At 67.4% G+C, this 22,435-nt stretch carries 21 protein-coding genes, 2 tRNA genes and 1 pseudogene; 6 read left to right on the forward strand and 18 right to left on the reverse strand.

Translation table 11 applies throughout. From position 1 onward, the window contains the following. Positions 1-90: 90 nt before the first annotated feature. From ACFCV3_RS01330 to ACFCV3_RS01350, 5 genes are all read right to left on the reverse strand, one after another. Positions 91-1,359, reverse strand: a complete 1,269-nt coding sequence (locus ACFCV3_RS01330; protein WP_376025026.1) for a cytochrome P450 — start codon at positions 1,357-1,359, stop codon at positions 91-93. 84 nt (positions 1,360-1,443) lie between these two features. After that, on the reverse strand, positions 1,444-2,700 hold the full coding sequence (locus ACFCV3_RS01335) for a hypothetical protein (RefSeq protein ID WP_376025028.1): 1,257 nt from the start codon (positions 2,698-2,700) through the stop codon (positions 1,444-1,446). 2 nt (positions 2,701-2,702) lie between these two features. Further along, positions 2,703-4,241, reverse strand: coding sequence for an alkaline phosphatase D family protein (locus tag ACFCV3_RS01340; RefSeq protein ID WP_376025029.1), 1,539 nt, complete (start codon positions 4,239-4,241; stop codon positions 2,703-2,705). A 147-nt stretch (positions 4,242-4,388) separates the two neighbouring features. Beyond that, positions 4,389-4,763: a DUF1304 family protein gene (locus ACFCV3_RS01345; protein ID WP_376025031.1), complete on the reverse strand. Its 375-nt coding sequence runs from the start codon at positions 4,761-4,763 to the stop codon at positions 4,389-4,391. Next, positions 4,760-5,188 (reverse strand): cupin domain-containing protein, encoded by a 429-nt coding sequence (locus ACFCV3_RS01350; RefSeq protein ID WP_376025033.1) that lies wholly within the window; start codon positions 5,186-5,188, stop codon positions 4,760-4,762. Before ACFCV3_RS01350 ends, ACFCV3_RS01345 begins: the two co-directional genes overlap by 4 nt. Positions 5,189-5,310: 122 nt before the next feature. Here ACFCV3_RS01350 and ACFCV3_RS01355 point away from each other — a divergent pair, with 122 nt between their 5' ends. Further along, a complete protein-coding gene (locus ACFCV3_RS01355; RefSeq protein WP_376025035.1) occupies positions 5,311-6,363 on the forward strand; it encodes a LuxR C-terminal-related transcriptional regulator in 1,053 nt (350 codons plus the stop codon). Here ACFCV3_RS01355 and ACFCV3_RS01360 read toward each other — a convergent pair. The 9 genes from ACFCV3_RS01360 to ACFCV3_RS01400 all read right to left on the reverse strand — a co-directional run bounded on the left by ACFCV3_RS01360 (position 6,353) and on the right by ACFCV3_RS01400 (position 16,349). Beyond that, on the reverse strand, positions 6,353-7,771 hold the full coding sequence (locus ACFCV3_RS01360) for a glycoside hydrolase family 6 protein (protein WP_376025037.1): 1,419 nt from the start codon (positions 7,769-7,771) through the stop codon (positions 6,353-6,355). The two genes, ACFCV3_RS01355 and ACFCV3_RS01360, sit on opposite strands and share 11 nt — an antisense overlap. Before the next feature lie 93 nt (positions 7,772-7,864). Continuing rightward, positions 7,865-9,499 (reverse strand): alpha/beta fold hydrolase, encoded by a 1,635-nt coding sequence (locus ACFCV3_RS01365; RefSeq protein WP_376025039.1) that lies wholly within the window; start codon positions 9,497-9,499, stop codon positions 7,865-7,867. Positions 9,500-9,602: 103 nt separating this feature from the next. Further along, positions 9,603-10,898 (reverse strand): ATP-dependent Clp protease ATP-binding subunit ClpX, encoded by a 1,296-nt coding sequence (gene clpX / locus ACFCV3_RS01370; protein WP_376025041.1) that lies wholly within the window; start codon positions 10,896-10,898, stop codon positions 9,603-9,605. A gap of 195 nt (positions 10,899-11,093) precedes the next feature. Then, entirely contained in the window at positions 11,094-11,702 is a 609-nt protein-coding gene (locus ACFCV3_RS01375) for an ATP-dependent Clp protease proteolytic subunit (protein WP_132410342.1), read from the reverse strand. A gap of 25 nt (positions 11,703-11,727) precedes the next feature. After that, the gene (locus ACFCV3_RS01380; protein WP_376025043.1) at positions 11,728-12,351 is read right to left on the reverse strand and encodes an ATP-dependent Clp protease proteolytic subunit; all 624 of its coding nucleotides are present in this window, start codon (positions 12,349-12,351) and stop codon (positions 11,728-11,730) included. A gap of 57 nt (positions 12,352-12,408) precedes the next feature. Continuing rightward, positions 12,409-13,701: a hypothetical protein gene (locus ACFCV3_RS01385; RefSeq protein WP_376025045.1), complete on the reverse strand. Its 1,293-nt coding sequence runs from the start codon at positions 13,699-13,701 to the stop codon at positions 12,409-12,411. Next, positions 13,698-14,729, reverse strand: coding sequence for a hypothetical protein (locus ACFCV3_RS01390; RefSeq protein ID WP_376025047.1), 1,032 nt, complete (start codon positions 14,727-14,729; stop codon positions 13,698-13,700). Before ACFCV3_RS01390 ends, ACFCV3_RS01385 begins: the two co-directional genes overlap by 4 nt. Positions 14,730-14,821: 92 nt before the next feature. After that, positions 14,822-16,198, reverse strand: a complete 1,377-nt coding sequence (gene tig / locus ACFCV3_RS01395; RefSeq protein WP_376025049.1) for a trigger factor — start codon at positions 16,196-16,198, stop codon at positions 14,822-14,824. Positions 16,199-16,276: 78 nt separating this feature from the next. Then, positions 16,277-16,349, reverse strand: a tRNA-Pro gene (locus tag ACFCV3_RS01400). A 125-nt stretch (positions 16,350-16,474) separates the two neighbouring features. On the opposite strand from ACFCV3_RS01400, the gene ACFCV3_RS01405 reads away from it, so the two are divergent. From ACFCV3_RS01405 to ACFCV3_RS01425, 5 genes and pseudogenes are all read left to right on the forward strand, one after another. Beyond that, positions 16,475-16,545: transfer RNA gene (locus ACFCV3_RS01405), tRNA-Gly, on the forward strand. Between the two features lie 585 nt (positions 16,546-17,130). Then, positions 17,131-17,232, forward strand: a pseudogene (locus ACFCV3_RS01410) (nucleotidyltransferase domain-containing protein); the annotation flags it as partial. Positions 17,233-17,304: 72 nt separating this feature from the next. Further along, positions 17,305-17,667, forward strand: coding sequence for a hypothetical protein (locus ACFCV3_RS01415; protein WP_376026459.1), 363 nt, complete (start codon positions 17,305-17,307; stop codon positions 17,665-17,667). 73 nt (positions 17,668-17,740) lie between these two features. Next, entirely contained in the window at positions 17,741-17,989 is a 249-nt protein-coding gene (locus tag ACFCV3_RS01420) for a hypothetical protein (protein WP_376026430.1), read from the forward strand. A gap of 17 nt (positions 17,990-18,006) precedes the next feature. Beyond that, the gene (locus ACFCV3_RS01425) at positions 18,007-18,558 is read left to right on the forward strand and encodes a kinase (protein ID WP_376025050.1); all 552 of its coding nucleotides are present in this window, start codon (positions 18,007-18,009) and stop codon (positions 18,556-18,558) included. On the opposite strand, the gene ACFCV3_RS01430 is transcribed toward ACFCV3_RS01425, so the two are convergent. The 4 genes from ACFCV3_RS01430 to ACFCV3_RS01445 all read right to left on the reverse strand — a co-directional run bounded on the left by ACFCV3_RS01430 (position 18,555) and on the right by ACFCV3_RS01445 (position 22,046). After that, on the reverse strand, positions 18,555-19,019 hold the full coding sequence (locus tag ACFCV3_RS01430; protein ID WP_376025051.1) for a DUF664 domain-containing protein: 465 nt from the start codon (positions 19,017-19,019) through the stop codon (positions 18,555-18,557). The genes ACFCV3_RS01425 and ACFCV3_RS01430 overlap by 4 nt on opposite strands. Further along, positions 19,016-19,540, reverse strand: coding sequence for an AAA family ATPase (locus ACFCV3_RS01435; RefSeq protein ID WP_376025053.1), 525 nt, complete (start codon positions 19,538-19,540; stop codon positions 19,016-19,018). The genes ACFCV3_RS01430 and ACFCV3_RS01435 overlap by 4 nt, the downstream gene beginning before the upstream one ends. A gap of 22 nt (positions 19,541-19,562) precedes the next feature. Further along, the gene (locus tag ACFCV3_RS01440) at positions 19,563-20,762 is read right to left on the reverse strand and encodes an MFS transporter (RefSeq protein WP_376025055.1); all 1,200 of its coding nucleotides are present in this window, start codon (positions 20,760-20,762) and stop codon (positions 19,563-19,565) included. Between the two features lie 63 nt (positions 20,763-20,825). Further along, positions 20,826-22,046, reverse strand: a complete 1,221-nt coding sequence (locus tag ACFCV3_RS01445; protein ID WP_376025057.1) for an MFS transporter — start codon at positions 22,044-22,046, stop codon at positions 20,826-20,828. Positions 22,047-22,435: the final 389 nt, after the last annotated feature.

A 22,435-nucleotide genomic window follows, 5' to 3' on the forward strand; every position in this document is an offset into this window, starting at 1 on the left:
ACGAACGACAGGAGGTCTACACCTCATCGCGGCTGCTGAAGCCGGGCGCAGGCGTGGGACGGCGTATACGTAGGTCTCTACATCCTGTTCTTAGTGCACCGAGTCGACGCGGACCTGGACGCCGTGGCGGGGGCGCATGGCTCCGTAGCCGATCGGCTGGATGCGTTGTGGGACCGGGCTGAGCGTTACGCGCTCGAGTAGGCGGCTGAGGACGACCTGCAGCTCGACCGTCGCGAAGGTCGCACCGATACAGCGGTGCGGCCCCGCGGCGAACGGGAGGAACTCGGCCGGCGTCGGCTTGTGGTACCCGGGCCGCTCCGGATCCCACCGATCAGGATCGAACCGCGTCGGCTCCGGCCAGATCTCGGCCAGCCGATGCGTGACGAACGGGCTGATGATGAGCTGGGTACCGACCGGGATCCGCTCTCCGGCGAACTCGAACTCCGTCGCGACATACCGCGCCGACAACACGGCCGGCGGATGCAGCCGGAGCGCTTCGGACACCAGGTTCGCGATCAAAGGATCGTCGTACGGCGCTCCGGCCGCACGCTGCCGGTGTTCCGGGGCGTTGACCAGCTCGTGCGTCAGCCAGCCCATCGCAGCACTCGTGGTCTCGTAACCGGCCGAGATCAGGCTGATCACCTGATCCCGGATCTCCTCGTCGGACAGCCGGTCACCGTCCTCGTCGACCGCCGTCACCAGCGACGACAGCACATCCGTCCCGGCCTCCTCCGGATGCGCCCGTCGATACGCAATCTCCTCGTACACCCTGGCATCGACCTCAGCCTTGGCCGCCAGCGCCCGCCGCCACTTCGGCAGGTTGAGCCGTTCCTGCAGCAGCCGCTCGAACGGCAGCAGGTCGAGCAGATCCAGCACGAGCTGCAGCTGATCCCCCAGCCGCTGCTCATCCGCAGCCAGCCGCTCCCCGAACAACAGCTCGATCGTGCTCCGCCGGATGGCCCGCCGGAACTCGGCATACGCGTCCACCACCTCGCCGGGCCGCCACCCGTCGATGACCCGATCGGCATTGCGCCGGAACGTGTCGACGTACCCGGCGATCTGCCGATGATGGAACGCAGGCTGCACCAACCGCCGCCGACGCTTGTGCGGCTCACCGTCACTCGTGATGAGCGCCGTCTCGCCGGTGATCGGAACCAGGAACTCGAACGCCTCGCGCCACCGGAACAGCTCCGAGTTGGCAAACACGAACCGATTCGCCTCGGCCCCGAAAAGGTAGGTGAAGTGAATCGGCCCGAGTCGCGTCTTCACCACCTCACCCCGCCGCCGGTACATCGCCACGAACTCGTCGTACGGACGGCGCAACAGGTCGAAGTAGTCAACTACCTTCGCGGTGGGCACCCATCCATCATCACCTCGCGTGATCGCGCACGAAGGCATCGTGCGCGATCACGCAACAACTCAGGCCGCTTCAGGCAGCCTGACTTACCAGCTGTTGTTGGAGATCGAGGTGCCGAGGTGGACCTGGTCGTAGGTGTTGCCGTCGTTGTCGTCGGTGTAGGCGACGGCTACTTCGGCGTACGGCGAGACTGCGACTGCCATCTGCTCCTGGCGGCCGGCCGTGACTGAGCTGAGTTGCTGGGCGGAGAGGCGGCCGGTGTCGGTGCCTGCGGCGTTGAAGCCGCGGACCCAGACGTCCAGGTCGGTGGCCTGGGTGGTCCAGCCGACCACTGTCTGCTCGGCGTCGTCGATGCCGATCGAGGGGGCCTTGCCACCAGCCGCGACCTGTACGTCGGCGAAGCGGGCGGTGCCGTTGGCGTCGAACGTGCGGGTCCAGGCGCCCGCCGTACCGGTGTGGTCGGATTCCCAGGCGACTGCGAAGTCACCGTTGAAGTTTGCCGCTACCGATGCGCGCGTCTGCTGGCCGTCGCCGTTGGAGTTCGCGATGCGGCGCGAGAGGTTCACTGCACCGTTCGTCCGTGCCAGACGGACCAGACCGACGTTGTACGCCGCGTTGGCGTCACCGTCCTCGTCCCACACGACCACCGCGTCACCTGATGCTGAGACGGCCACGTCCGGGTTGTGGTGCTGACCTGTGGTCTGCGAGGCGGTGACCTCCCAGGCCCGAGTGGTCGGGCCGGTGTACCCGGCCGCCTTCACCGTGGCCGGCGTACCGGTCTGGATGTCTTCCCAGACTGCAGTGAAGGCGACAGCGCCACCCAAGGGCGCGCCATCTGGGTCCACAGCCACGCGGGGGTTGATCTGCTGGCCGTCCGAGCTGGTGTTGGCGCGACCCGACGCGGTCACGGTGCCGGCGGTGTTCACAACCCGGTAGGGGATGTTGTAGAAGCCGTTGCCGTCCGGGTCGTCCTGCCAGACCACTACGGCGTTGCCGTCCTCATCCAGGTCGACGTCCGGATTCAGGTGCCGCCAGGTGGTCACACCGGAGTCGCCTCCGGCGGACAGCTTCTTCTCGTAGACAGCGGTCCCGTTGCGGAACAGCCGCAGCCAGATGTCGCTGTGCACGTTGTCGGTGGCGTTGTCGGTGTCGCGGTCGTCCTCCCAGACCACGGCGACGTACCCGGACCGGTTGATCGCGACGGACGGCGCATCCTGGTCGCCGGTGGACGAGCTGTTCGCAGTGACCCAGACCGGTGCCGCGATGTGCGCGGACGCCGTCGGCGCCATCAGCCCCAGCGCAGTGACCGCAACGCCTGCGATAGCCAGTGTTCGCTTCAGCATCGTCACACCGCCTGCAATCCGGGCTGACCCTCTTGGATGACGAACGATTTCACGGTCGTCGCTGCCGCGCCGTGCTCCGACACCTTGGCCACAGCGCGGAAGTCGGCCCGCATCTGGGTCGGGCTGATCGTCGTACGGACGTAGCCGCGTCGGTTGTTGAAGAACTTCAGCCAGGGGTTCGTCCCCACATCAGGGATCGCCGTAGCCCCGTCTCCGTCCCCGCCGGACGACACCGACGTGCAGACGAGCTCACTGCCGATCGTCGCCGAGTTGGCGTTCGCGTAGTCCTGCTTGAGGTCACTGGCCCACGCACGGTGCACGTCACCGGTCAGTACGACGGGGTTGCGCGTACCGCGGTCCACCCAGCCCTGCTGGATCCGGGCGCGTGAAGCGCGGTAGCCGTCCCACGAGTCCATGCTCGCGCCAGTCGCGTTGAACCGGCGGGCGAAGAACACCTGCTGCCCGATGATGTCCCAGGTGCCGGTGTGCTCGTTCAGACCGTTCAGCAGCCAGGTCTCCTGAGCGTTACCCGGCAGACTGCGCGAGGCGAGGTCAGCATCCGAGCAGACCTTCCACCCGTCGCCACAGGCCTGGTCGTTGCGGTACTGCCGCGTGTCGAGCATGTGGAACGTCGCCAGCTTGCCCCACTGCAGTCGCCGGTAGAGCTGGATGGCAGCGCCACCGTTCACCTGCGCCGGCCGCAGCGGCATGTTCTCGTAGTACGCCTGGTACGCCGCTGCCTGCCGAGCCGTCCACTGCGCAGCCGTCAGAGCAGGCGTGCTGTCGGCCCGGATGTTCCCGGCTCGGTTGTTCTCGACCTCATGGTCATCCGGTACGACGATCCAGGGCGCAGCCGCGTGAGCGGCCTGCAGGTCCAAGTCACTCTTGTACTGCGCGTACCGGCGCCGGTAGTCCGCCAGCGACACGATCTCGGTGGCTCCCGCGTGCAACCGCGGCCGTCCGGTCGTTGCGCCGTACTCGTAGATGTAGTCGCCCAGGTGGAGAATCAGACCGGGGTTGTCCTCGGCCATCCGCCGGTAGGCGGTGTAGTAGCCCTCCTCGTAGTGGGCGCAGGAAGCGAACGCCATCACGAGGTCGCGGCCGTTGGTACCGGCAGCCGGAGCGGTCCGGGTGCGGCCGACCGGTGAGAGGTGACCCTGAGCACGGAAACGGTAGAAGTAGTCGAAGTCGGGGTTGAGTCCGCCCGCGATGACATGGACCGAGTGGGCCGAGGCGGACTTCGCGACGACGGAGCCGGACGCGACCAGCGTGGCGAAGGTGTCAGTGGTCGACACCTGCCAGTCGACGGTCACATCCGCGGTCCCCATGCCGCCGAGGCCGTCGGCGTTCAGTGGCGAGGGGGCCAGGCGGGTCCAGAGGACCACGCTGGACGAATCGGGGTCGCCCGAGGCGACACCGAGCTGGAACGGGTACGGGACTGCTGCGGTCGCTGCGATCACGGCAGAGCGGACCGGGAGGGCGGTGACCCCGGCCGCGGCGAGTCCGCCGAGGACTAGGGTTCTGCGACTGATTGGGCTCATGAGGCCTCACCTTCACGGGTACTCAGGGCGGGGGTTTCCCGGACGGATGACGTGGACGCTGACATCCGGGAAACCTTGAGCGTTCGTGGTGCGGTGGCCATCTTCGCGCAATCGTCGTAACTTTCCTACCTTTTGGTTCGGTTCTGCTCAGTCCACGGCCAAAATGAGCAGTGCCAGCGCCGGGATGCCCTCCATCAGCGTGTTCAGCCACAGCCTCCGTTCGACGACGAGCAGCACGACCGACAGGAACGTGTGCTGGGCGGCGGTGAACACCACCAGCGCCTGCCCGGCCTCGACGTGACCGTTCCGGGCCAGGATCACGCCCGCCACCAGGGCGGCCGCCGTCGTCAGGTTGTAGAACCCGAGGTTGACCGTCCACAGCCGGACCGCGTCGAAGTCGGCCGGCTTGGTCAGGAACAACGGGTAGAGCCGCGGATGCCGGTACAGGAACGACTCCATCACCCAGACCATCGCCAGCAGCGCCGCGATCACCACGGCCAGCACCTGCGTCGCCGTACTCATGACCGGACCAGTTCGACGCCGTGCCGCTCGGCGACCGCGCCGAGTGCGGCGTAGTCGGTCTGGTCGGCGGTGGTGAGCTCGGCGAAGAACGCGCTCATCCCGCCGGTCCGGCTGAACGCGAGAAACTTCGCGCTCGGGGTGAGGACCGAGAACGTGTTGACGGTCCCGGCCGGGATGCTGATCGAGGCGCCCGGACCGAGGTCGTAGCCCTCGTTACCGGCCTGGACCAGGATCCGGCCCTGCAACACGTAGAAGGCCTTGCTCCACGGTTCCGTGTGCGGCGGGCCGCCGGGACCGCGCGGCGCGTCGATCTCGAACACCTCGAACTCGCCATCGGTGTGCTCCGCCCCGATCTTCACCGTCACAGTCGCGTCCGGCGCGACGTACTCCTGCCCGGTTCCTGCTGAACTCAGATGAACTGTCATACCGGCGACGGTAGGAAGCAGGACGGCGACCGGCCATCCCGGCGAACGGGGCATCCCGCAGCCGCTCGGATCCCCACAATTCAGGGATAGGCGGGCCCGGTACGGCGGCGCATACTGGGCCCATGTGGGAGGGTCGCGCGCGGACCGCGCGCCGGGATATTGCGGCGCTCGCGACGTCCGGACTGGGCGTCGAGGCGCTGCACACCGCCGCGATCGAGCTCGTCGCCGCGGTCGTGACCAGCGAGCTCACCTGCTGGGCCGCCATCGACCCGGGCACCCTGGTGATCAGCTCGATGACGGGTGGCCGGGACCGGATTCCACCGGAGTACGAGCCACTGCTGGCTCAGACCGAGTACGCGGGCGACGTACCGAACTCGTTTGCCGAGCTGGCTCGCCGCGCGCAGGAGGTGGCCAGGCTGTCCGACTTGCCACATCGCGAGGTGGTCGGGCATCGCCGGCTGAACGAGGTGTGGCGGCCGCTCGGCCTCGACCACGAGGTCCGTACGGCGTTCCTCGTCGACGGCGACTGTTGGGGTGCGGCCGGGTTCGTCCGGTCCGGTGCCGACTTCAGCGATCGGGAGTTGGAGTTCCTGGCCGCAGTCGCGCCGGCGATCGGCGCAGCGACCAGGGTCGCGGTCCGCACGGACGCCCACGGCTACCGCGGCGGGGCCGGCCCGTCGATCGTCGTCACCGGGCCGAACGGCGAACCGCGTGCAGTCACCGCGGCCGCCCAGACCTGGCAGGACGAGCTCGACCAGATCGCCCCCGGACGGTTCGCCGTACTGCTGCAGGCTGTGGTGACCGGGACGCGAGTCGCCGAGAGCGGCACCTTCCAGGCCCGTGTCCAGACCGCGTCCGGTGGCTGGGTCATGTTGCAGGGCAGCCGGTTGATCAGTGACGACGACCAGTCCGAGGTCGTCGTCACCATCGAGCCCGCCTCAGGTCAGCACCTGGTCGGCATGCTGCTGGCGGCGTACGGGCTGACCATGCGCGAACGCGAGATCTGCCTCGAGGTGATCTCCGGGCACACGACCACCGAGATCGCCGATCGCTTGTCGATCTCGCCGCACACCATCCAGGACCATCTGAAGGCGGCGTTCGCCAAGGTCGGCGTCCGCAGCCGTGGCGAACTGGTCGCCACGCTGCGGCCGGACGACCTGACTGTCAGCCGTTGATCAGCATCGTCGCGAGCTTGGGATCGAACTTGCCGGCCGGTTCGGTCGATGCGTTGCACACGCCGTCGGAGTCACCGGGCACCTTGACCCAGAGCAGCATCTCCGCACCGCCGCCTTGCTGCGCAACCGGTCCGAGCTTGCGGCCGCGCGGGTTGCACCAGGGGTCGACCGGCTCGTTGCCCGGCCCGTTGCCGTTGCGGCTGGTGTCGACGATGAACGGCTTGGGCGTCGCCAGGTGGGTGTTGAGGTCGTTGGCGAAGGCAACCGACTCGTTGGTGAAGTAGTAGTTCGACACGTTGACCGCGAGCCCGTGCGCCTTCGCCACCCCGGCCAGCTTCAGCCGGTTGGACAGTTCGGGGAGCTTGATGTCGTAACCCCAGCCCTTGTTGGTCGCGTCGGCGTACGTCCAGGTGTTCGGCGCGAACTCCTTGAAGGTCTGCAGCGCGAAGTCGAGCATCTCGTACCGGAAGGTGCGCTCCTCCTCGGTCTTGATGCACCCGATGTCGCCGATCGAGTCGGGCTCCACCACCACCAGGGCCGGGCGGGTACCGATCGCCGCGGCGAACGTCTGGATCCATTCCTTGTACGCCGCCACATTGCCCGCGCCACCGCTGGAATGGCCACCGCAGGCGTCGCGACCCGGAATGTTGTAGGCGACCAGCACCGGCAACTTACCGGCCGCGTTCGCCGGACCGACGTACTGCTGGACCGCGTCGGCCACGTTGGGGACCCAGCCACCGACCCAGCGGGCCATCGGCTTACTGGCCAGCGCATTGTTGATCGTCGTCGCCCTGGTGTCGTTCGGATTCAGGCGAACCCACTCTTTCGGGTTGGAGAGCGGGTCGACGTGGAAGCCGTTGGTCTGCGAGACCGGGTTGCCCGCGGGCGTGCCGTGCAGATCGATCAACGAGACGTTGTCCAGCCAGAAGGTATAGGCGCCGCCGGCCAGACCGCCGAGCTGGAAGGTGAGCTCGGCCTGGGTGGTGTCGAACTTACCGGTGAAGCCGAACGCGAACCGCTGCGTCTTCGTGCCGACCGCGAACGACTTGCCGAGAGTGTCGGTGTGCGGCGCCGTATTGAGCTGAACCGTGGTCCGAACCGTCCGGGCAGCCGAGGCGCGAGCGTCGAAGGCCAGGATGTACTTGTGACCCTGAACGATGGGGAACGCGGGGACCTTCTGGCCGACCAGCGCGTCCCACGGGTTCGTGGTGGCACCGGGTACGGCGGCCTTGAGCTGCCCGGCGTCCACGCTGATCGGGACGTTGTTCCCCCACCAGTTCGCCGTACTGGTGGTGAAGGCGCCGTTCGTGATCAGCTCGGTGGCAGCGCTGGCCGTGGGAGCGCTGCCAGGAATGATCACGCCGAAGGCAAGTGCGGCCGTGACCAGGCCGCGGGCAATCCATCGCATGTACTGCTCCTTTGGGGCGAAAGGGGCCGGTAACTGAGACCGGGAGCGCTTCCAGTTTGCCTGGTCACACTCCCGGTTGTCACTAGTTTTCGGTCACCGAATCAGACCGGCCACCGACTTACCCGTCGGCAGCGGGTCGAACGGCTTGCGGTCCTGCTGGCAGGTGGTGCCGTCGGCCGGGGCCTTCAGCGTAGTCAGGTACGTGGTCAGCAACTCGTCGGCGCACTTGCTCCCGCCGAGGCTGGTGGAGTGTCCCCAGCCCTCGATCGTGACCATCCGTGCGTCCGGCCACAGGTTCGCGTACGGACGGGTCGCCTGGTACGGCGTGGCCGGATCATGCCGGGTTCCGAACACGAGCACCGGTTCCTTGACCTTGTTCTGCCACGGCCCGAGGAACGCGTCGCTGTCCTTCAGCCCGAAGAACTCGCACTGGATGCCCACCCAGGCCCGGAACCGGCCGAAGTGCGGTGCGCGCTCGTCCGCAGCGTCGGCGTACGCCGGGTAGGCCAGCGGACGGCCGGTCTGCTTGGTCTCGATACACGGCTGCAGGCTGCTGCCGACCGACTCGTACTCCTCCTTGCGCTGGTTCCACCCGATCAGCGCCTGGGGTGCCTTCGGTGCGGCCTTGGCCTTGGCTGCCTTGGGGTTGCTGAGATTCGCCAGCAGCACCACCAGGTCAGCCAGCTCCGGGTAGCCGTAGGACGAGTAGAACTGCTGGAACATGACCATGACGGCCTGGGCGTAGTCGACGGTGAACTTCGAACCATCCGGCAGCGTCAGCTCGACCGGGTTCGTCTTCAGCCGTGCCAGCGTGGTCTCCGTGACCGTCCGCGGGTCGCCGAGAGCGTTCAGCGAACAGGCCGGGCCGGCCTTCTTGCACTCCAGCAGGAACTGCTGGTAGCTGTCCGAGGCGCCCTCACCCTGGCGGATGCGGGCTCCGACCGGCTGCCGCTCGCCGTTCGAGCCGGAGTACCACTCCGGGAGCAGCGTGCCGTCCAGCGCGAGAGCGCGGATGTTGTTCGGGAACAGCTTCGCGTAGGTGGCACCGAGATACGTGCCGTATGAGTAGCCGACGTACGAGAGCTTCTGGTCGCCGACGGCCTGCCGGAGCAGATCCATGTCGCGGGCAACGTTCGCCGTCGAGTAGTGGCGCAAGCGGTCGGGTGAGGTGGTCTGGCACTTCACCGCGAGCTTCGCCGCGGCGGCGATGAACGCCCGCTCCTGCTTGGCCGTCACCGGGAACGAACTGATCGCACCGAGCGCGGCCGCCTCCTCGGCAGCCGTCGGGTAGCAGGTCGCCGGATCCGACTTGCCGACGCCGCGCGGGTCGAAGCCGATGATGTCGAACTGCGCCCGCAGCGCAGGCGAGTAGAGGACCTGCGCGATCTGCTGGATGAACGGTACGCCGGGACCACCCGGGCCGCCGGGGTTCGTGAACAGGGACCCGATCTTCCTGGCCGGGTCACTGGCGGGCAACCGAGTCAGCGCGATCGTGGTCGTCGGCCCGTTCGGCCGGTCGTAGTCGGTCGGCACCTCGACCGAGGCGCACTGGAACGGCTTCAGCTCCGGCGCGGGACCGCAGGTACCCCAATTGATCTTCGGTACGGCGAGCTTCGGCGTACCGGCCTTGCCTGCTTGTGGTGCGGCAGCGGATGCGGTCACCGGTACGACCAGGGCGAACGCGGTGGCGGCGATGGTCAGACTTCGAACGATTCTTCGTTGCCTCATGCCGCCGACACTAGGGAGTGCCGAACTCCGGCCGCGTCCACCACGAGAAGGAGGCCGGGCACCCGCCGTACGGCGGACCCGGCCTCCCTCGTGCGAGTGATAGTTACGCGGTCTTGTCGCGCCGCTCGCGCTTGCGCTCGACCTGGTCGCGCGGGATCAGCGTGGGGTTCACGTTCTCCAGCACGACACCGCGGTTGACGACGACCTTCGCGACGTCCTCACGGCTGGGCACCTCGTACATCACGTTGAGGAGCACCTCCTCCATGATGGCGCGCAGCCCGCGGGCACCGGTGCCGCGCAGCAGCGCCTGGTCCGCGATCGCCTCGACCGCGTCCTCGCTGAACTCCAGCTCGACGTTGTCGATCTCGAACAGCCGCCGGTACTGCTTGACCAGCGCGTTCTTCGGCTCGGACAGGATCTTGATCAGCGCGTCGCGGTCCAGCGGGGAGACCGTGGTGATCACCGGGAGGCGGCCGATGAACTCGGGGATCAGCCCGAACTTCAGCAGGTCCTCCGGCATCACATCGGCGTACCCACCGACCTCGCGCGGCTTCTCCACCTCACGGGAGGCGTTGAACCCGAGGGTCTTCTTGCCGACCCGCTGCTCCACCATGTGGTCCAGACCGGCGAACGCACCGCCGACGATGAACAGCACGTTGGTGGTGTCGATCTGGATGAACTCCTGGTGCGGGTGCTTGCGGCCGCCCTGCGGCGGCACGCTGGCCGTGGTCCCCTCCAGGATCTTCAGCAGCGCCTGCTGGACACCCTCGCCGGAGACATCGCGGGTGATCGACGGGTTCTCGCTCTTGCGGGCGATCTTGTCGACCTCGTCGATGTAGATGATCCCGGTCTCGGCCTTCTTGACGTCGTAGTCGGCCGCCTGGATCAGCTTCAGCAGGATGTTCTCGACGTCCTCGCCGACGTACCCGGCCTCGGTCAGCGCCGTCGCGTCCGCGATCGCGAACGGGACGTTCAGCATCCGGGCCAGGGTCTGCGCCAGGTAGGTCTTGCCGCACCCGGTCGGGCCGATCAGCAGAATGTTCGACTTGGCCAGCTCGACGGCCTCGTCCTTCGCGTGCCGGCCGGCGCTCGAGGAGCCCTGACCGTCGCGGACCCGCTTGTAGTGGTTGTACACCGCCACCGCGAGCGCCTTCTTCGCCACGTCCTGTCCGACGACGTAGGCATTGAGGAAGTCGTAGATCTCCCGCGGCTTCGGCAGCTCGGTGAGTCCGACCTCGGAGCCCTCGTTCAGCTCTTCCTCGATGATCTCGTTGCAGAGATCGATGCACTCGTCGCAGATGTAGACGCCGGGACCGGCGATGAGCTTCTTGACCTGCTTCTGGCTCTTACCGCAGAACGAGCATTTGAGCAGGTCGCCGCCGTCACCTATGCGTGCCACCGGGACAGATCCCTTCTCTGAGCAGTCGAACAGGTACCCCCGAACCTGTTTCGACGGTACCCCGTCAGGAGCCGAAACACCGCGCTCTGGGCCGGGTTGTGTCTACGCCGGTGGCGAACGCGGCGGGGCCTTGACAGCGGCCGCCGGGCCGGGAGTGAACGGTGAGCCCCGGGCCGGGGCTCACCGCCGAATGCGTCAGACTCCGGCCGGAACCGGCTTCAGGGTCTGCAGCACGTCGTCGATCAGGCCGTACTCGATCGCCTGCTCGGCGGTCAGGAACTTGTCCCGCTCGATGTCACGGGAGACCTCTTCGTGCGACTTGCCGCTGGCGTCGGCGATCATCTTCTCCAGCAGCGCGCGCAGCCGGAGGATCTCGTTCGCCTGGATCTCGATGTCGCTGGACTGCCCGTAGGTGCCCTCGGTGGCCGGCTGGTGGATGATGATCCGGCTGTTCGGGAGCGCCAGCCGCTTACCCGGCGTACCGGCGGCGAGCAGCACCGCGGCGGCCGAGGCGGCCTGGCCCAGGCACACGGTCTGGACGTCCGGCTTGATGTAGCGCACGGTGTCGTAGATCGCGGTCAGCGCGGTGAACGAACCACCGGGCGAGTTGATGTAGATGCTGATGTCGCGGTCGGAGTCCATCGACTGCAGGCAGAGCAGCTGCGCCATCACGGCGTTCGCGATCTCGTCCGTGATCGGCGTGCCGAGGAAGATGATCCGGTCCTCGAACAGCTTGGTGTAGGGGTCGATGCGGCGCATGCCGTACGACGTGCGCTCCTCCCACTGCGGGATGAAGTAGTTCATGTGTGCGTCCTCTGTCGGTGGGAGATCAGGAGTTCGGGCTGCCGGAGCTGAGCTGAGCGGCGCTGTTGACCACGTGGTCGATGAAGCCGTACTCCTTGGCCTTGTCGGCGGTGAACCAGCGGTCGCGGTCCGCGTCGGCCTCGACCTGCGCCAGCGGCTGGCCGGTGTGCTCGGAGATCAGCTTGAACAGCAGCGCCTTCAGGTGCAGCGACTGCTCGGCCTGGATCTTGATGTCGGACGCCGTACCACCCATACCGCCGGAGGGCTGGTGCATCATGATCCGGGCGTGCGGGAGCGCGTAGCGCTTGTTCTTCGCGCCGGCGCAGAGCAGGAACTGGCCCATCGAGGCCGCCAGGCCCATCCCCACCGTGGCGACGTCGTTGGAGATCCACTGCATGGTGTCGTAGATCGCCATGCCGGAGTCCACCGAGCCACCCGGCGAGTTGATGTACAGCCAGATGTCCTTGTTGGGGTCCTCGGCGTTGAGGAGCAACATCTGCGCGCAGATCGCGTTCGCGTTGTCGTCGCGAACCTCGGACCCCAGGAAGATGATCCGGTTCTGCAGCAGGCGCTGGTAGATGTGGTCGTCGTGTCCGCCGGATCCATTGCCGCCCGCGGCGGTGGGGCTGGCTGCAAATGTCTCGTTCACGAAGCCGACATTACTGGGCGGCGGCGACAGACCTAAGGCTGGGCCACAGGTGTTCGCTCACGGCGCACCGGTGAGGCGGAACAACCGCCCCGAACCAGCCTCGATCGTGACCCGGAACGCTCCCGCGGTCAGGGTCACCGGCTGGTAGACACCTGTCGCCGGGACGAACTCCTCGACCGCGCCGACCGCCGCCTGGACGGTGATCGTGACGTTCGCGGCGGCGCCGTACCGGCGGTTGGCCACGAAGAGCCAGCGCCGGCCGTCGTCGGCCACGGTCCGGAACTGGCCGAGTACGGCCGGATCACCAGCAACAGAGCGCAGCTGAGTCGAAGGACTGAACCTGGTCGCCCCCAGCGGCAGCGGATCCTCGTTCGCGTGCACCACCGACTCGCTCACCAGGTGCTTCAGCTGCCGGCCGATCGGCTGCAGCCAGGTCGTGTTGATCGTCCTGGCCCAGCCGTACTTCTCGGTCGGACGCCCCTGCGCATCGATCAGCGCCGGACCGAAGGTGAAGTCGGGCCTGCCGACGGGCTGCCAGTAGGTGAAGTACTGGATGCCCTTGCACCCGTACGCCAGGCTCATCGAGATCTGCCATCGCAGTTCCTCCCGGGTGGGCGACTTCATGTTTCCGTGCAGCAGCGTCTGGATGTACGTCCAGGTCGGGAGCCCAGCCTGCAGACCCGCCTGCCGGATCAGCGCCCAATTGAGGAAATACGTCGGTCGAAGGGTGTTGTCGGTCAGCAGGGGGTAGTGGTCGAACGAGATGAACGTGGGCGCGAACTGGTCGACGTACCGGTTCAGGAAGTCCTTGTACGCCGCCTCCTGCCTCGGGTCGTAGAACGGGACCAGGTTCACGTGGGTCAGGTCGGTCGGACCTGCGGCAGCCAGTACGTCGGCGATCATCCGCAGCCGCGGGTAGAGGCGTGGAGCCGGTTCGTCGTACAGGCGGAATCCACCGAACGCGGGCAAGGCGGCGTACTGGTCGCGGACCCGGCGGATCTCGTCCTGCCAGCCGGGACAGACGGTGGCCTGGCTGATGCGGTCGTCGGACGGCAGTGCGGTCAGCCCGACGTCCGCGCAGCGCTGCAGCATCGGCAGGCTCTTGTCCCAGCCGTGCACGTCGTTGCCGGAGTTGACGAAGGTGAAGCCCGCGTCGGCGATCTGTTGGTAGCGGGCGAGGTTGGTCTCGGAGGACGGCGGCGGCCAGAAGAAGCCGATCGGATACGTGTCGTCGGCCAGCAGCCGCGGTACGGCGGCCTGAGCGGCGGTTTTGGCCTGGGCTGTGGTCAGAAGCGCTGGAAGGGCCACGGAGGCCGCACCAAGCTTCAGGAACGTCCTGCGTGTCGTCACTGGTTCACCTGCCTGGTCCAGGAGGCCGCTGCCGGGCCTGACGTGAACTGCTCGTCCCCCATCGGCGCCCAGGCGCTCCACACGCCGGGCTGGTCGGTGAGGTGGCGCTGCCAGATGCGGTTGTCCGTACCGAGCGCGAACAGGTTGAGGCGGCCTGGTGCCCAGGAGGCGGCCGCGGGGGCTTCTTTGAAGGTCTGGGCGCCGTCCAGCACGTACCAGGTCGTCCAGGCCTTGGCGGTGAAGTCGTACCAGGTGTGCCAGACCTTGCTGTCGGCACCGAGTGCGAAGACCTCCAGGTGCGCCGGGCCCCAGGAGACCGCACCGGGTGAGGAGGTGAACTCCTTGTCGCCCATCGGGACCCAGCCGCTCCAGACACCGGGCGCGGTGAGGAAGCGCTGGTACATGCGGTTGTCGATGCCACGGGCGAAGACGTGCAGCCTGTCCTTGGCGTAGGCGGACGCGGCCGGGGCGCCCTGGAACTCCATGGTGTCGTTCGGCCAGCCGTACCAACCACTCCAGCGCTGCTCGCCGAAGCGGTACCAGTTGTGTTGGAGGTGTTTGTTCTGGTCGAGTGCGAAGACCTCGTAGTGGCCGGTGCCCCAGGAGGCTGCAGCTGGGGCCGCTGCGAAGGTCTCAGTCCCCAGATCGCCCCACATGCTCCAGCCACCGAGCAACATCTGGTTGTTGACGTAGGCGCGATCCTTGATGCGGCCGTCTGGTCCTAGGGCGTTCAGGTGGACGACCTGGTCGTCGTGGGACGCGGCAGCGGGTGCTGAGGCCAGATCGCCACGAAGGCTCTGCCAGCAGGTCCACGGGTTGCCGAGATCCCAGTAGCGCTGCCAGAGCGCGTTGTCGGTGCCACGGGCGAACAGGTCGATACGACCGGCTGATTCGGCCGCCGGTGCCACGGCGGCCGCCGTACAGGCTGCTTGGGCTTGCTCGGGCACAGGGCCGCCTGCGGCGAGTGCTGCCAGTACGACGACAGCCAGCACCCGGGCGGACCTCCCGAGGGGACGGGTGGAGGTCATGGCGTGACGCTAGCCCGGACCGCTTTCAGCTCGCTGTCAACGCGAAACGGCCCGGAACCCCGTGGCGGGGTCCGGGCCGTTCGACGGACAGATCAGGCCTTGGCGGGCTCTTCCACCGGCGCCTCGGCAGCCTCCGGGTCGGCGTAGCTGCCGTCCGGCTGCAGGGTCTTCAGCTCGACCACGTTACCGGAGGCGTCGCTGACCTTGGCGTGCTCCACCAGGTGGGCCAGCGCCTTGCCGCGGACGACCTCGGAGACCAGGCTCGGGACCAGGTTGTTCTCCACCGCGTGCTGGGCGAACTGGTCCGGGCTGACGCCGGAACGCTGTGCGTGCCGGACGATGTGCTCGGTGAGCTCCTGGTCGTTGACGCTCAGCTCCTGCTGCTCGGCCACCAGGTCCAGCACGAACTGCGCCTTGATCGCGTCCTCGGAACGCTTCTTCAGGTCCTCGTCGAACTCTTCCTGGGTCTGCTCCTCGCCCTCCAGGAACTGCTCGAACGACATCCCGGAGTACCCGAGCTGCTGCTCCAGGTTCTCCTTGCGGGCGGCCAGCTCGTCGGTCAGCAGACCCTCGGGCACCGGCACGTCGACCAGGGTCAGGATCTTCTCCAGCACCGCGTCGCGGGCCTCGCCGGCCTGCTCGAGCCGCTTGCCGCGCTCCAGCCGGGCCTGTACGTCGGCCTTCAGCTCCTCGGCGGTGTCGAACTCGGACGCCGTCTGCGCGAACTCGTCGTCGAAGGCCGGGAGCTCCTGCTCCTTGACCGCGGTCACCGTCACCTCGACGTCGACGTCGTCACCCTTGAGCGAGCCACCCACCAGCTGCGTGACGAACGTCTTGCTCTCGCCCGCGCTCAGCCCGGTGACCGCCTCGTCGAGGCCGTCCAGCAGCTGACCGCTGCCGACCTGGTACGACAGGCCGGTGGCCTGGGCCTCCTCGACCTTCTCGCCGTCCTTGCTGGCCGACAGGTCGATGGTGATGTAGTCCTTGTCCGCCACCGCCCGGTCGACCGGGTTCAGCGAGCCGAACCGCTGCCGCAGCGCCTCGATCTGCTCCTCGACCTCGGAGTCGGCGATCGCGATGTCCTCGACCTCGGCCTCCAGACCCTCCAGGTCCGGCAGCGTGATCTCCGGGCGCACCTCGACCTCGGCGGAGAACTGCAGGCTCTCCTTGTCGTTGAACTCGGTGACGTCCACCTCAGGCCGGCCGATCGCCTTCACCTGGTTGTCCTGGACCGCCTGCGAGTACAGCTTCGGCAGCGCGTCGTTGATGGCCTCTTCGAGAACCGGACCCCGGCCGACCCGCTGGTCGATCACCTGCGGCGGGATCTTCCCCTTGCGGAACCCAGGAACCTGGATCTGCGAGGCGATGCTCTGGTACGCCGCGTCGAGGCTCGGCTTGAGCTCCTCGAACGGCACCTCGACGATGAGCTTGACCTTCGTCGGGCTCAAGGACTCGACGGTGCTCTTCACGGTGGCGGTTCTCCTTGATCTGATGACATAACCGGCGCGGCGGACAGCCCGCACCACAGCGGTGCTGCAGGGGGTGTGTCGGGGCGACAGGACTCGAACCTGCGGTCTCCTGCTCCCAAAGCAGGCGCGCTAGCCACTACGCTACGCCCCGCAGTGACCGCACGAGTCTAGTCGACCCGAAGGGGTGCTCGCGCCACCACCCCACCCCGGAACCAGTTTGAGCCCCGGCCCGGTGATGTGGAATCATGTCCGACGCACCCATTCCGATGGGCGCACGCGGGTGTAGCTCAATGGTAGAGCCCCAGTCTTCCAAACTGACTACGCGAGTTCGATTCTCGTCACCCGCTCGATCGAGGGCGACCTGTGTCTGCGGAATGCGCAGAGCTGGTCGCTCTCGCCATTTCATGGCTCGCTTCGCTCGCGGCGGGGGCTTCGCCACCCGCGCCCCCACCTCGCTTCGCTCGGCTCCCGCCATGGCTGGGGTCGCTTCCCCGGCTCGCCCACCCTGGCTGGGGTCGCTTCCCCGGCTCACCCCCTGGCTGGGGTCGATTCCACGGCTCGCCCACCCTGGCTGGGGGCGCTTGCCCGGCTCACCCCCTGGCTGGGGGCGATTCCACGGCTCGCCCCCCGTGGCTGGGGTCGATTCGCCGGCTCGCCCACCCTGGCTGGGGGCGCTTGCCCGGCTCACCCCCTGGCTGGGGTCGATTCCACGGCTCGCCCCCGTGGCTGGGGTCGCTTCGCCGGCTCGCCCTGCCTGGCTGGGGTCGCCCCCACAGCTCACCTCCTGGCTGGGGGCGGTTCTGGGGGTTTGGGGGTGGGGGGTGGAGACTTGGGGGGTGGGGGATTTGGAGGGGGAGCGGGGGGAGGCGGCTTATTGGGCTTGGTTGTATGGGCGGTGGGAGCCTATGGGGCCGGCTGGGGTGGTTGGGTTCATGCGGGGGTTCGGGCGGCCGTGGTGGGTGGTTGGGGGCTGGGCTATTGATGCGTTCACGGGGATGGGGCGGGAGCACTCTGATGTGGATGTGTCGATCTTTGCTTCTGATGTGGCGGCGCTTCGGGCGCATGTGGGTGATCGGTGGCAGTTGTGGAACCTTGCGGGCGGGGACATGCGGCCACTGACGGACCGGCACCCGGAGGTGTTCGGGCCGGCCACTCAGGTGTGGGTTCGGGAGCACGGGGATGCGCCGTGGGTGATCGATCTGCCGTTGACGCCGGATCGGGATGGCCTGTGGACCAACAAGTACTACCCCGAGCACACCGGCCGTCTGGAGGACGTGACGTGGGTGGCAGAGGACGGCATCCGTTACCTGAACCCTGAGATCGTGCTGCTGTTCAAGGCTCGGCTGTACCGGACCAAGGACCAGCACGACCTGGATCGGGCCTGGCCGTTGTTGCCGGCTGACAGGCGGCAGTGGCTGCGGGAGACGGTACGGAGCTACTTCCCGGACTGCCCGTGGAAATTCGTGTGACAGGGCTGGCGGTCCGAGGAATCGTTGGGGGTTCGGCCCGCCGCGGGCTGGGAAGTCGAGTATTGCGACGGTCATCCAGAACTACCGCCCCGGCGTCGGCCTTCGCCCCGGGGGTGAACGCCCTGACCTCGAGCCCCTGGTCGTGACCCTGTACGCCGCCATGTACGACGCGATCGCGGCCCACAGCCGGCTCGGGCTCAACGTGGTGATCGATGCCGTGCACCACGATTCGTACTCGACTCCGCTCGGGATCCTCCCTGCCTGCCTGCCTGCGCCGGCTCGAGGGGTGCCGGTGCGGAGGTCATTCGGGAGCAGCTGGTGAACCGTTAGGGTCTGCGGGTGGCTCAGATCGGGGACGGTACGACGCGGCTTGTGGTGGTGCGGGGGAATTCGGGGTCGGGGAAGAGCAGTACGGCGCAGGAGATTCGGCGGCGGCTCGGGTACGGCGTGGCGTGGGTGGAGCAGGACTACGTACGCCGAACTCTGTTGCGTGAGCACGACAAGTTCGGGCAGCCGAATGTCGGGTTGATCGACCTGACGGTGCGGTATGCGCTCGACCACGGGTATCACGTCGTACTGGAAGGCATTCTGAACAACCGCACGTACGGCGAGATGCTGCGGCAGCTCGTTGCGGACCACGCCGGTGTGACTGGGGCGTACTACTTCCAGCTGCCGTTCGACGAGACCATCCGGCGGCACTCGACGCGGGAGCTGTCGAAGACGGTCACGGCAGAGCAGATGCGTGACTGGTACTGCGACATCGACCTACTGGGTGTTCTTGGTGAGCAGGTGATCGGTATCGACAGCACACTGGACCAGACGGTCGACCGGATCCTCACCGACCTCAGCTGGACCTCCGGCGGTGCGATCAACGAGCCGATCGCGCACTAGCCGCGGTCGACCAGCTCACGGAGCGCCGCGGCGTGGCCGGCGTGGTGCGCAGTTTCGGTCGCCATGGTGAAGAGCAGGAAACCCAGTGTGGTCTCGTGATTCTCCCAGTGCGCGACGTGGCCGGGGCTGTCCAGCTCCAGGGACAGGATGACCTGGTCGGAGTGCGCAGCCAGCTCTCGGTAGACGGTGGTGATGTAGTCGGTTGACTCGTCCGGCTCAGCCCACATGTCGTGCTCTTCATACGGGTCGTCGCGGAACCAGGACGGGCGCAGCGCTGGTGTGCGACCGAGTGACTCGCCCAGGTAGCCATGCTCTTCGCCGGCCAGATGCTTGACCAGGCCGAGCAGATTCGTCCCGCTGGGCACCATAGGACGCCGGCGGTCGTACTCCGAGAGCCCGTCAACCGCAGCAAGCACCTGCCCGCGGCTGCGGCGCAGACTGTCCAACAACTCAAGCTTCACCGGTGCTCCTCAACAACCTTCAGAACCTCGTCAGCGACGGCCGTCACTGGCTGACTCGCATCGACGAGAGTGGCGCCGAAGCGTGCATTGTCAGCATCGATGGTCGCGTGCCAGTGGAGAATGCGGCCCAGTTCCTCCTCGGAGGAACCGAAGCCCTCGGGCCGCTGCGCGATCCGCCTTCGTACCGTATCGGCGTCCACCGACAGACTGATGACGTGCGCGAAGAGCGCCCAGATCTCACCCTCATTGCCCACCGTCCCGCAGACGAACCCAACCACGTCCCCCACCTCCATCACGAGCCGACGGACCGTCGCAGGCGGCAGGGTGTAGGTGTGGTCGGCAAACCACGCGTCATCGCGCAGCGCGGCCTCCGGCATAGCGACCGCAGTCCCACTCCGATCCAGCCACTCCCCCAACCCATCCGCATCCACGTCGTACGCGGGGTGACCACGCCGTACCAGCTCCGCGCATACCGTCGACTTCCCCACACCGGACGCACCAGCCACATAGAACAAAGGCATCCCCGCAGTCTCCCGTACGACGTCAGTCCGCGCTGAGGGTTTTGATGGTGCGCAGCGGTGATAGCGCTGCGATCAGTACGCCGATGAGCGTGCCGGCACTGGACAGCAGCAGGGTGGGGCGCAGACCGAGGGCGGTACCGAGCACACCGGCCAGTGCGGCGCCCAGGGCTTGTCCGCCGATGACCAGGGTGCGCCAGGTGGCCGTGGCTTGGCCTAGCTGGTGCGGTGGGATGCGGGACTGCCGGAGTGTCCGTTGCGGGATGCCGAACAGCGCCATGCCGAGTCCGGAAACCGTCTGACCCAGGTAGATCACCGGTGCCAGACCTGTTGCCAGCGCGGCACCGGACACGACAGACAGGAACTGTCCGGACAGGTAAGCGCGACCGATGCCGACGCGGTTGCACCAGGCGGTGGCCAGCAGGGTGCCGACCACGGCTGCGGCTCCGGACGCTGTCAGAGCAATACCGACGTACGCCGGGGACCAGTGCAGCTCCCGGACCAGATACAGCACCACAAGCGGCCCCTGCATCGCACCGAAGAGCGAGGCGACTGTCGCCGACAACGTGAGCGGACCGAGCACGCGATCGGCGAACAGCACCCGCAGCCCGGTCGACAGCCGCACCGGCATCCGCTCCGGCACCTCAACCCGCTCAGGCTCCCGAATCAAGTACGACGTCACCGCCGACACCACGAACGACAGCGCATCGACCAAGATCGCGAACGGCGCACTCACCGCCTGCACGAGAAACCCGGCCGCCGACGGCCCGGTAGTCGACGCCACGTTGGTCGTGAGCAGCGACGCGCTGTTCGCCCGCATCAGCTCCGCACGCGACACCAACGCCGGCAACAGCGTCTGAGCCGCAGTGTCAGCAAGCAGAGTGAGCACTCCAGCCAGTACGGCGACGCCGTACAGCTGCCCCATTCCCAGCACCCCCGCAGCAGTCGCCGCCGGAATCGACCCGAGCAGTACAGCGCGCCCCACGTCCGCCCACACCAGGAGCCGTCGCAGCGACACCCTGTCAACCACAAGCCCCGCAGGCAGCCCGAACACCAGATGCGGCAACACAGTCAGCGCAGACAGCAACCCCATCTCAAGCGTCGACGCCTGCAACGTCAACACCGCCACCAGCGGCAGCGCAACCGTGGTGATGGAGCTACCCGCCGTGGAAACCATCTGCCCAACCCACAGCTTCCGCACCTCCCCCCGCACCAGCAACGCCATACCCGGCAACCTGTCACCTCTCCGACCCGTCGACTACCGCTGTTCGCCCCAGGCGGAGCGTGTTCACTCCACGCGAACTGGGAACTCGCGCATCCCGCGGAGCGGCTGCCTGCACAGCTGCGTCAACGACAACGCCGCTACCGCCGAGCACAACGCCAGTGCGACCACCGCGCTCGGAAACGCATCGGCCACCACTCCACCGACCAGAGCACCGACCGGGATCGTGCTGAGGTTGATGGTCCGCGCTGTTGCCTGCACTCGCCCCAGATAGGCCGACGGCGTGAGGTGCTGGCGCAGGGTGATGACGGTGGCGTTCCACACCGGCAGCCACAGCGACGAAACGAACATCAGGCCGACCACCCAGGCCACAGCTCCTCCGAGCAGGCTGAGAGGTACCAGCAGCCACACTGCGCCCTCAAGCCCAGTGAGCAAGAGCGTTCGGCCCACACCGATCCGACGGAGCAGCCATCCGGTTCCGGCGACGCCGGCAAGCGCACCAATGGCGCCCACTGTGAACAGCATCCCGACAGCACCAGCTGAGAGGTCCAGGCCGCGGTACAGGAACACAATCAGCACAGTGCGGTTCGCGTTCATCCCGAGATTGCGCAGTGCCGCCGAGAGCGTCAACGACCGCAGTACTGGATGTCCCAAGACGAACGCGAGCCCGTCGCGGATCTCACGCCAGAGGCGCCGACGCGTGGCGGAAGTGGGCGCCTCCTCCGGAGTACGGATTGCCGCGATACCCAGAAGGGACGCCACGAACGACGCTGCATTCACACCGAACCCCACCGCGACCCCGCCGTACTGCAGCAGCAGTCCGCCGAGCGAAGGACCGCCGAGCCGTGCAAGTGAGTTCGACAACTCCAGTTGCACATTCCCCCGTGCCAGCTCAGGTCCAGTCAGCAGGGACGGCAGGTAGGTCTGGTAGGCGATGTCGAAGAGCAGTGTCGCCACACCGGCCAGCGCGGCCACGACGTACAGCAGGGGCAGCGACAACCACCCCAGCGCCGCGCAGAACGCCAGTACGCCGAAGCAGCCGATCCGGATCGCGTTAGCGGCAAGCAGCACCGGACGCCGCCGTACCCGGTCCAGAACGGCTCCAGCGACCAGACCGAGCACTGGGTAGGTGATGCTGCCAACCGCGTTGAGTGCGCCGACCTGCGTCGCGGAGGCGCCCAGGACCAGGAGTGCGGCCGTCGGGAGGGCCAGCGCCGAGACCTGGTCGCCGAGCAGGCTGACCGACTCGCCGAACCACAGTGAACGGAAGTCGCGGCGGCGTTGCACCCGGCTCACCTTGCCGCAGGGACACGCGCGGCGTCCGCGGGATTGCAGGAAGGTGCAATCCGAAGGGGGGACCTATCGCGGTTCGTAATGGCTGTGACGGCGGTCACCGCTTGGGTCCGGTGATGGCCTATTGCAACAAGCTGTAATTCATCCACGGGGAATGGAATTGACACGACAAGCGCTTACCTACTGAGCGATACTGGAAAGTGCGCCGTCTTCCGGTCGCGAACCCCTTGCCTAGTTGATGATGGGAAGTGCGCCCGTCCAGATGCCCTCAGAGCACCCTGTCCAAGCTCCCTCGATCCCTGCTCCCTCAATAGCAGCTCCTTCTTCCCGAGCACCCGAACGCAGCCGCAACCTCTGGCGACTCCGGCCCTATCTGCGGCCAC

The sequence above is a fragment of the Kribbella sp. NPDC056345 genome (assembly GCF_042262745.1).
In the GTDB taxonomy this organism is placed as follows: domain Bacteria; phylum Actinomycetota; class Actinomycetes; order Propionibacteriales; family Kribbellaceae; genus Kribbella.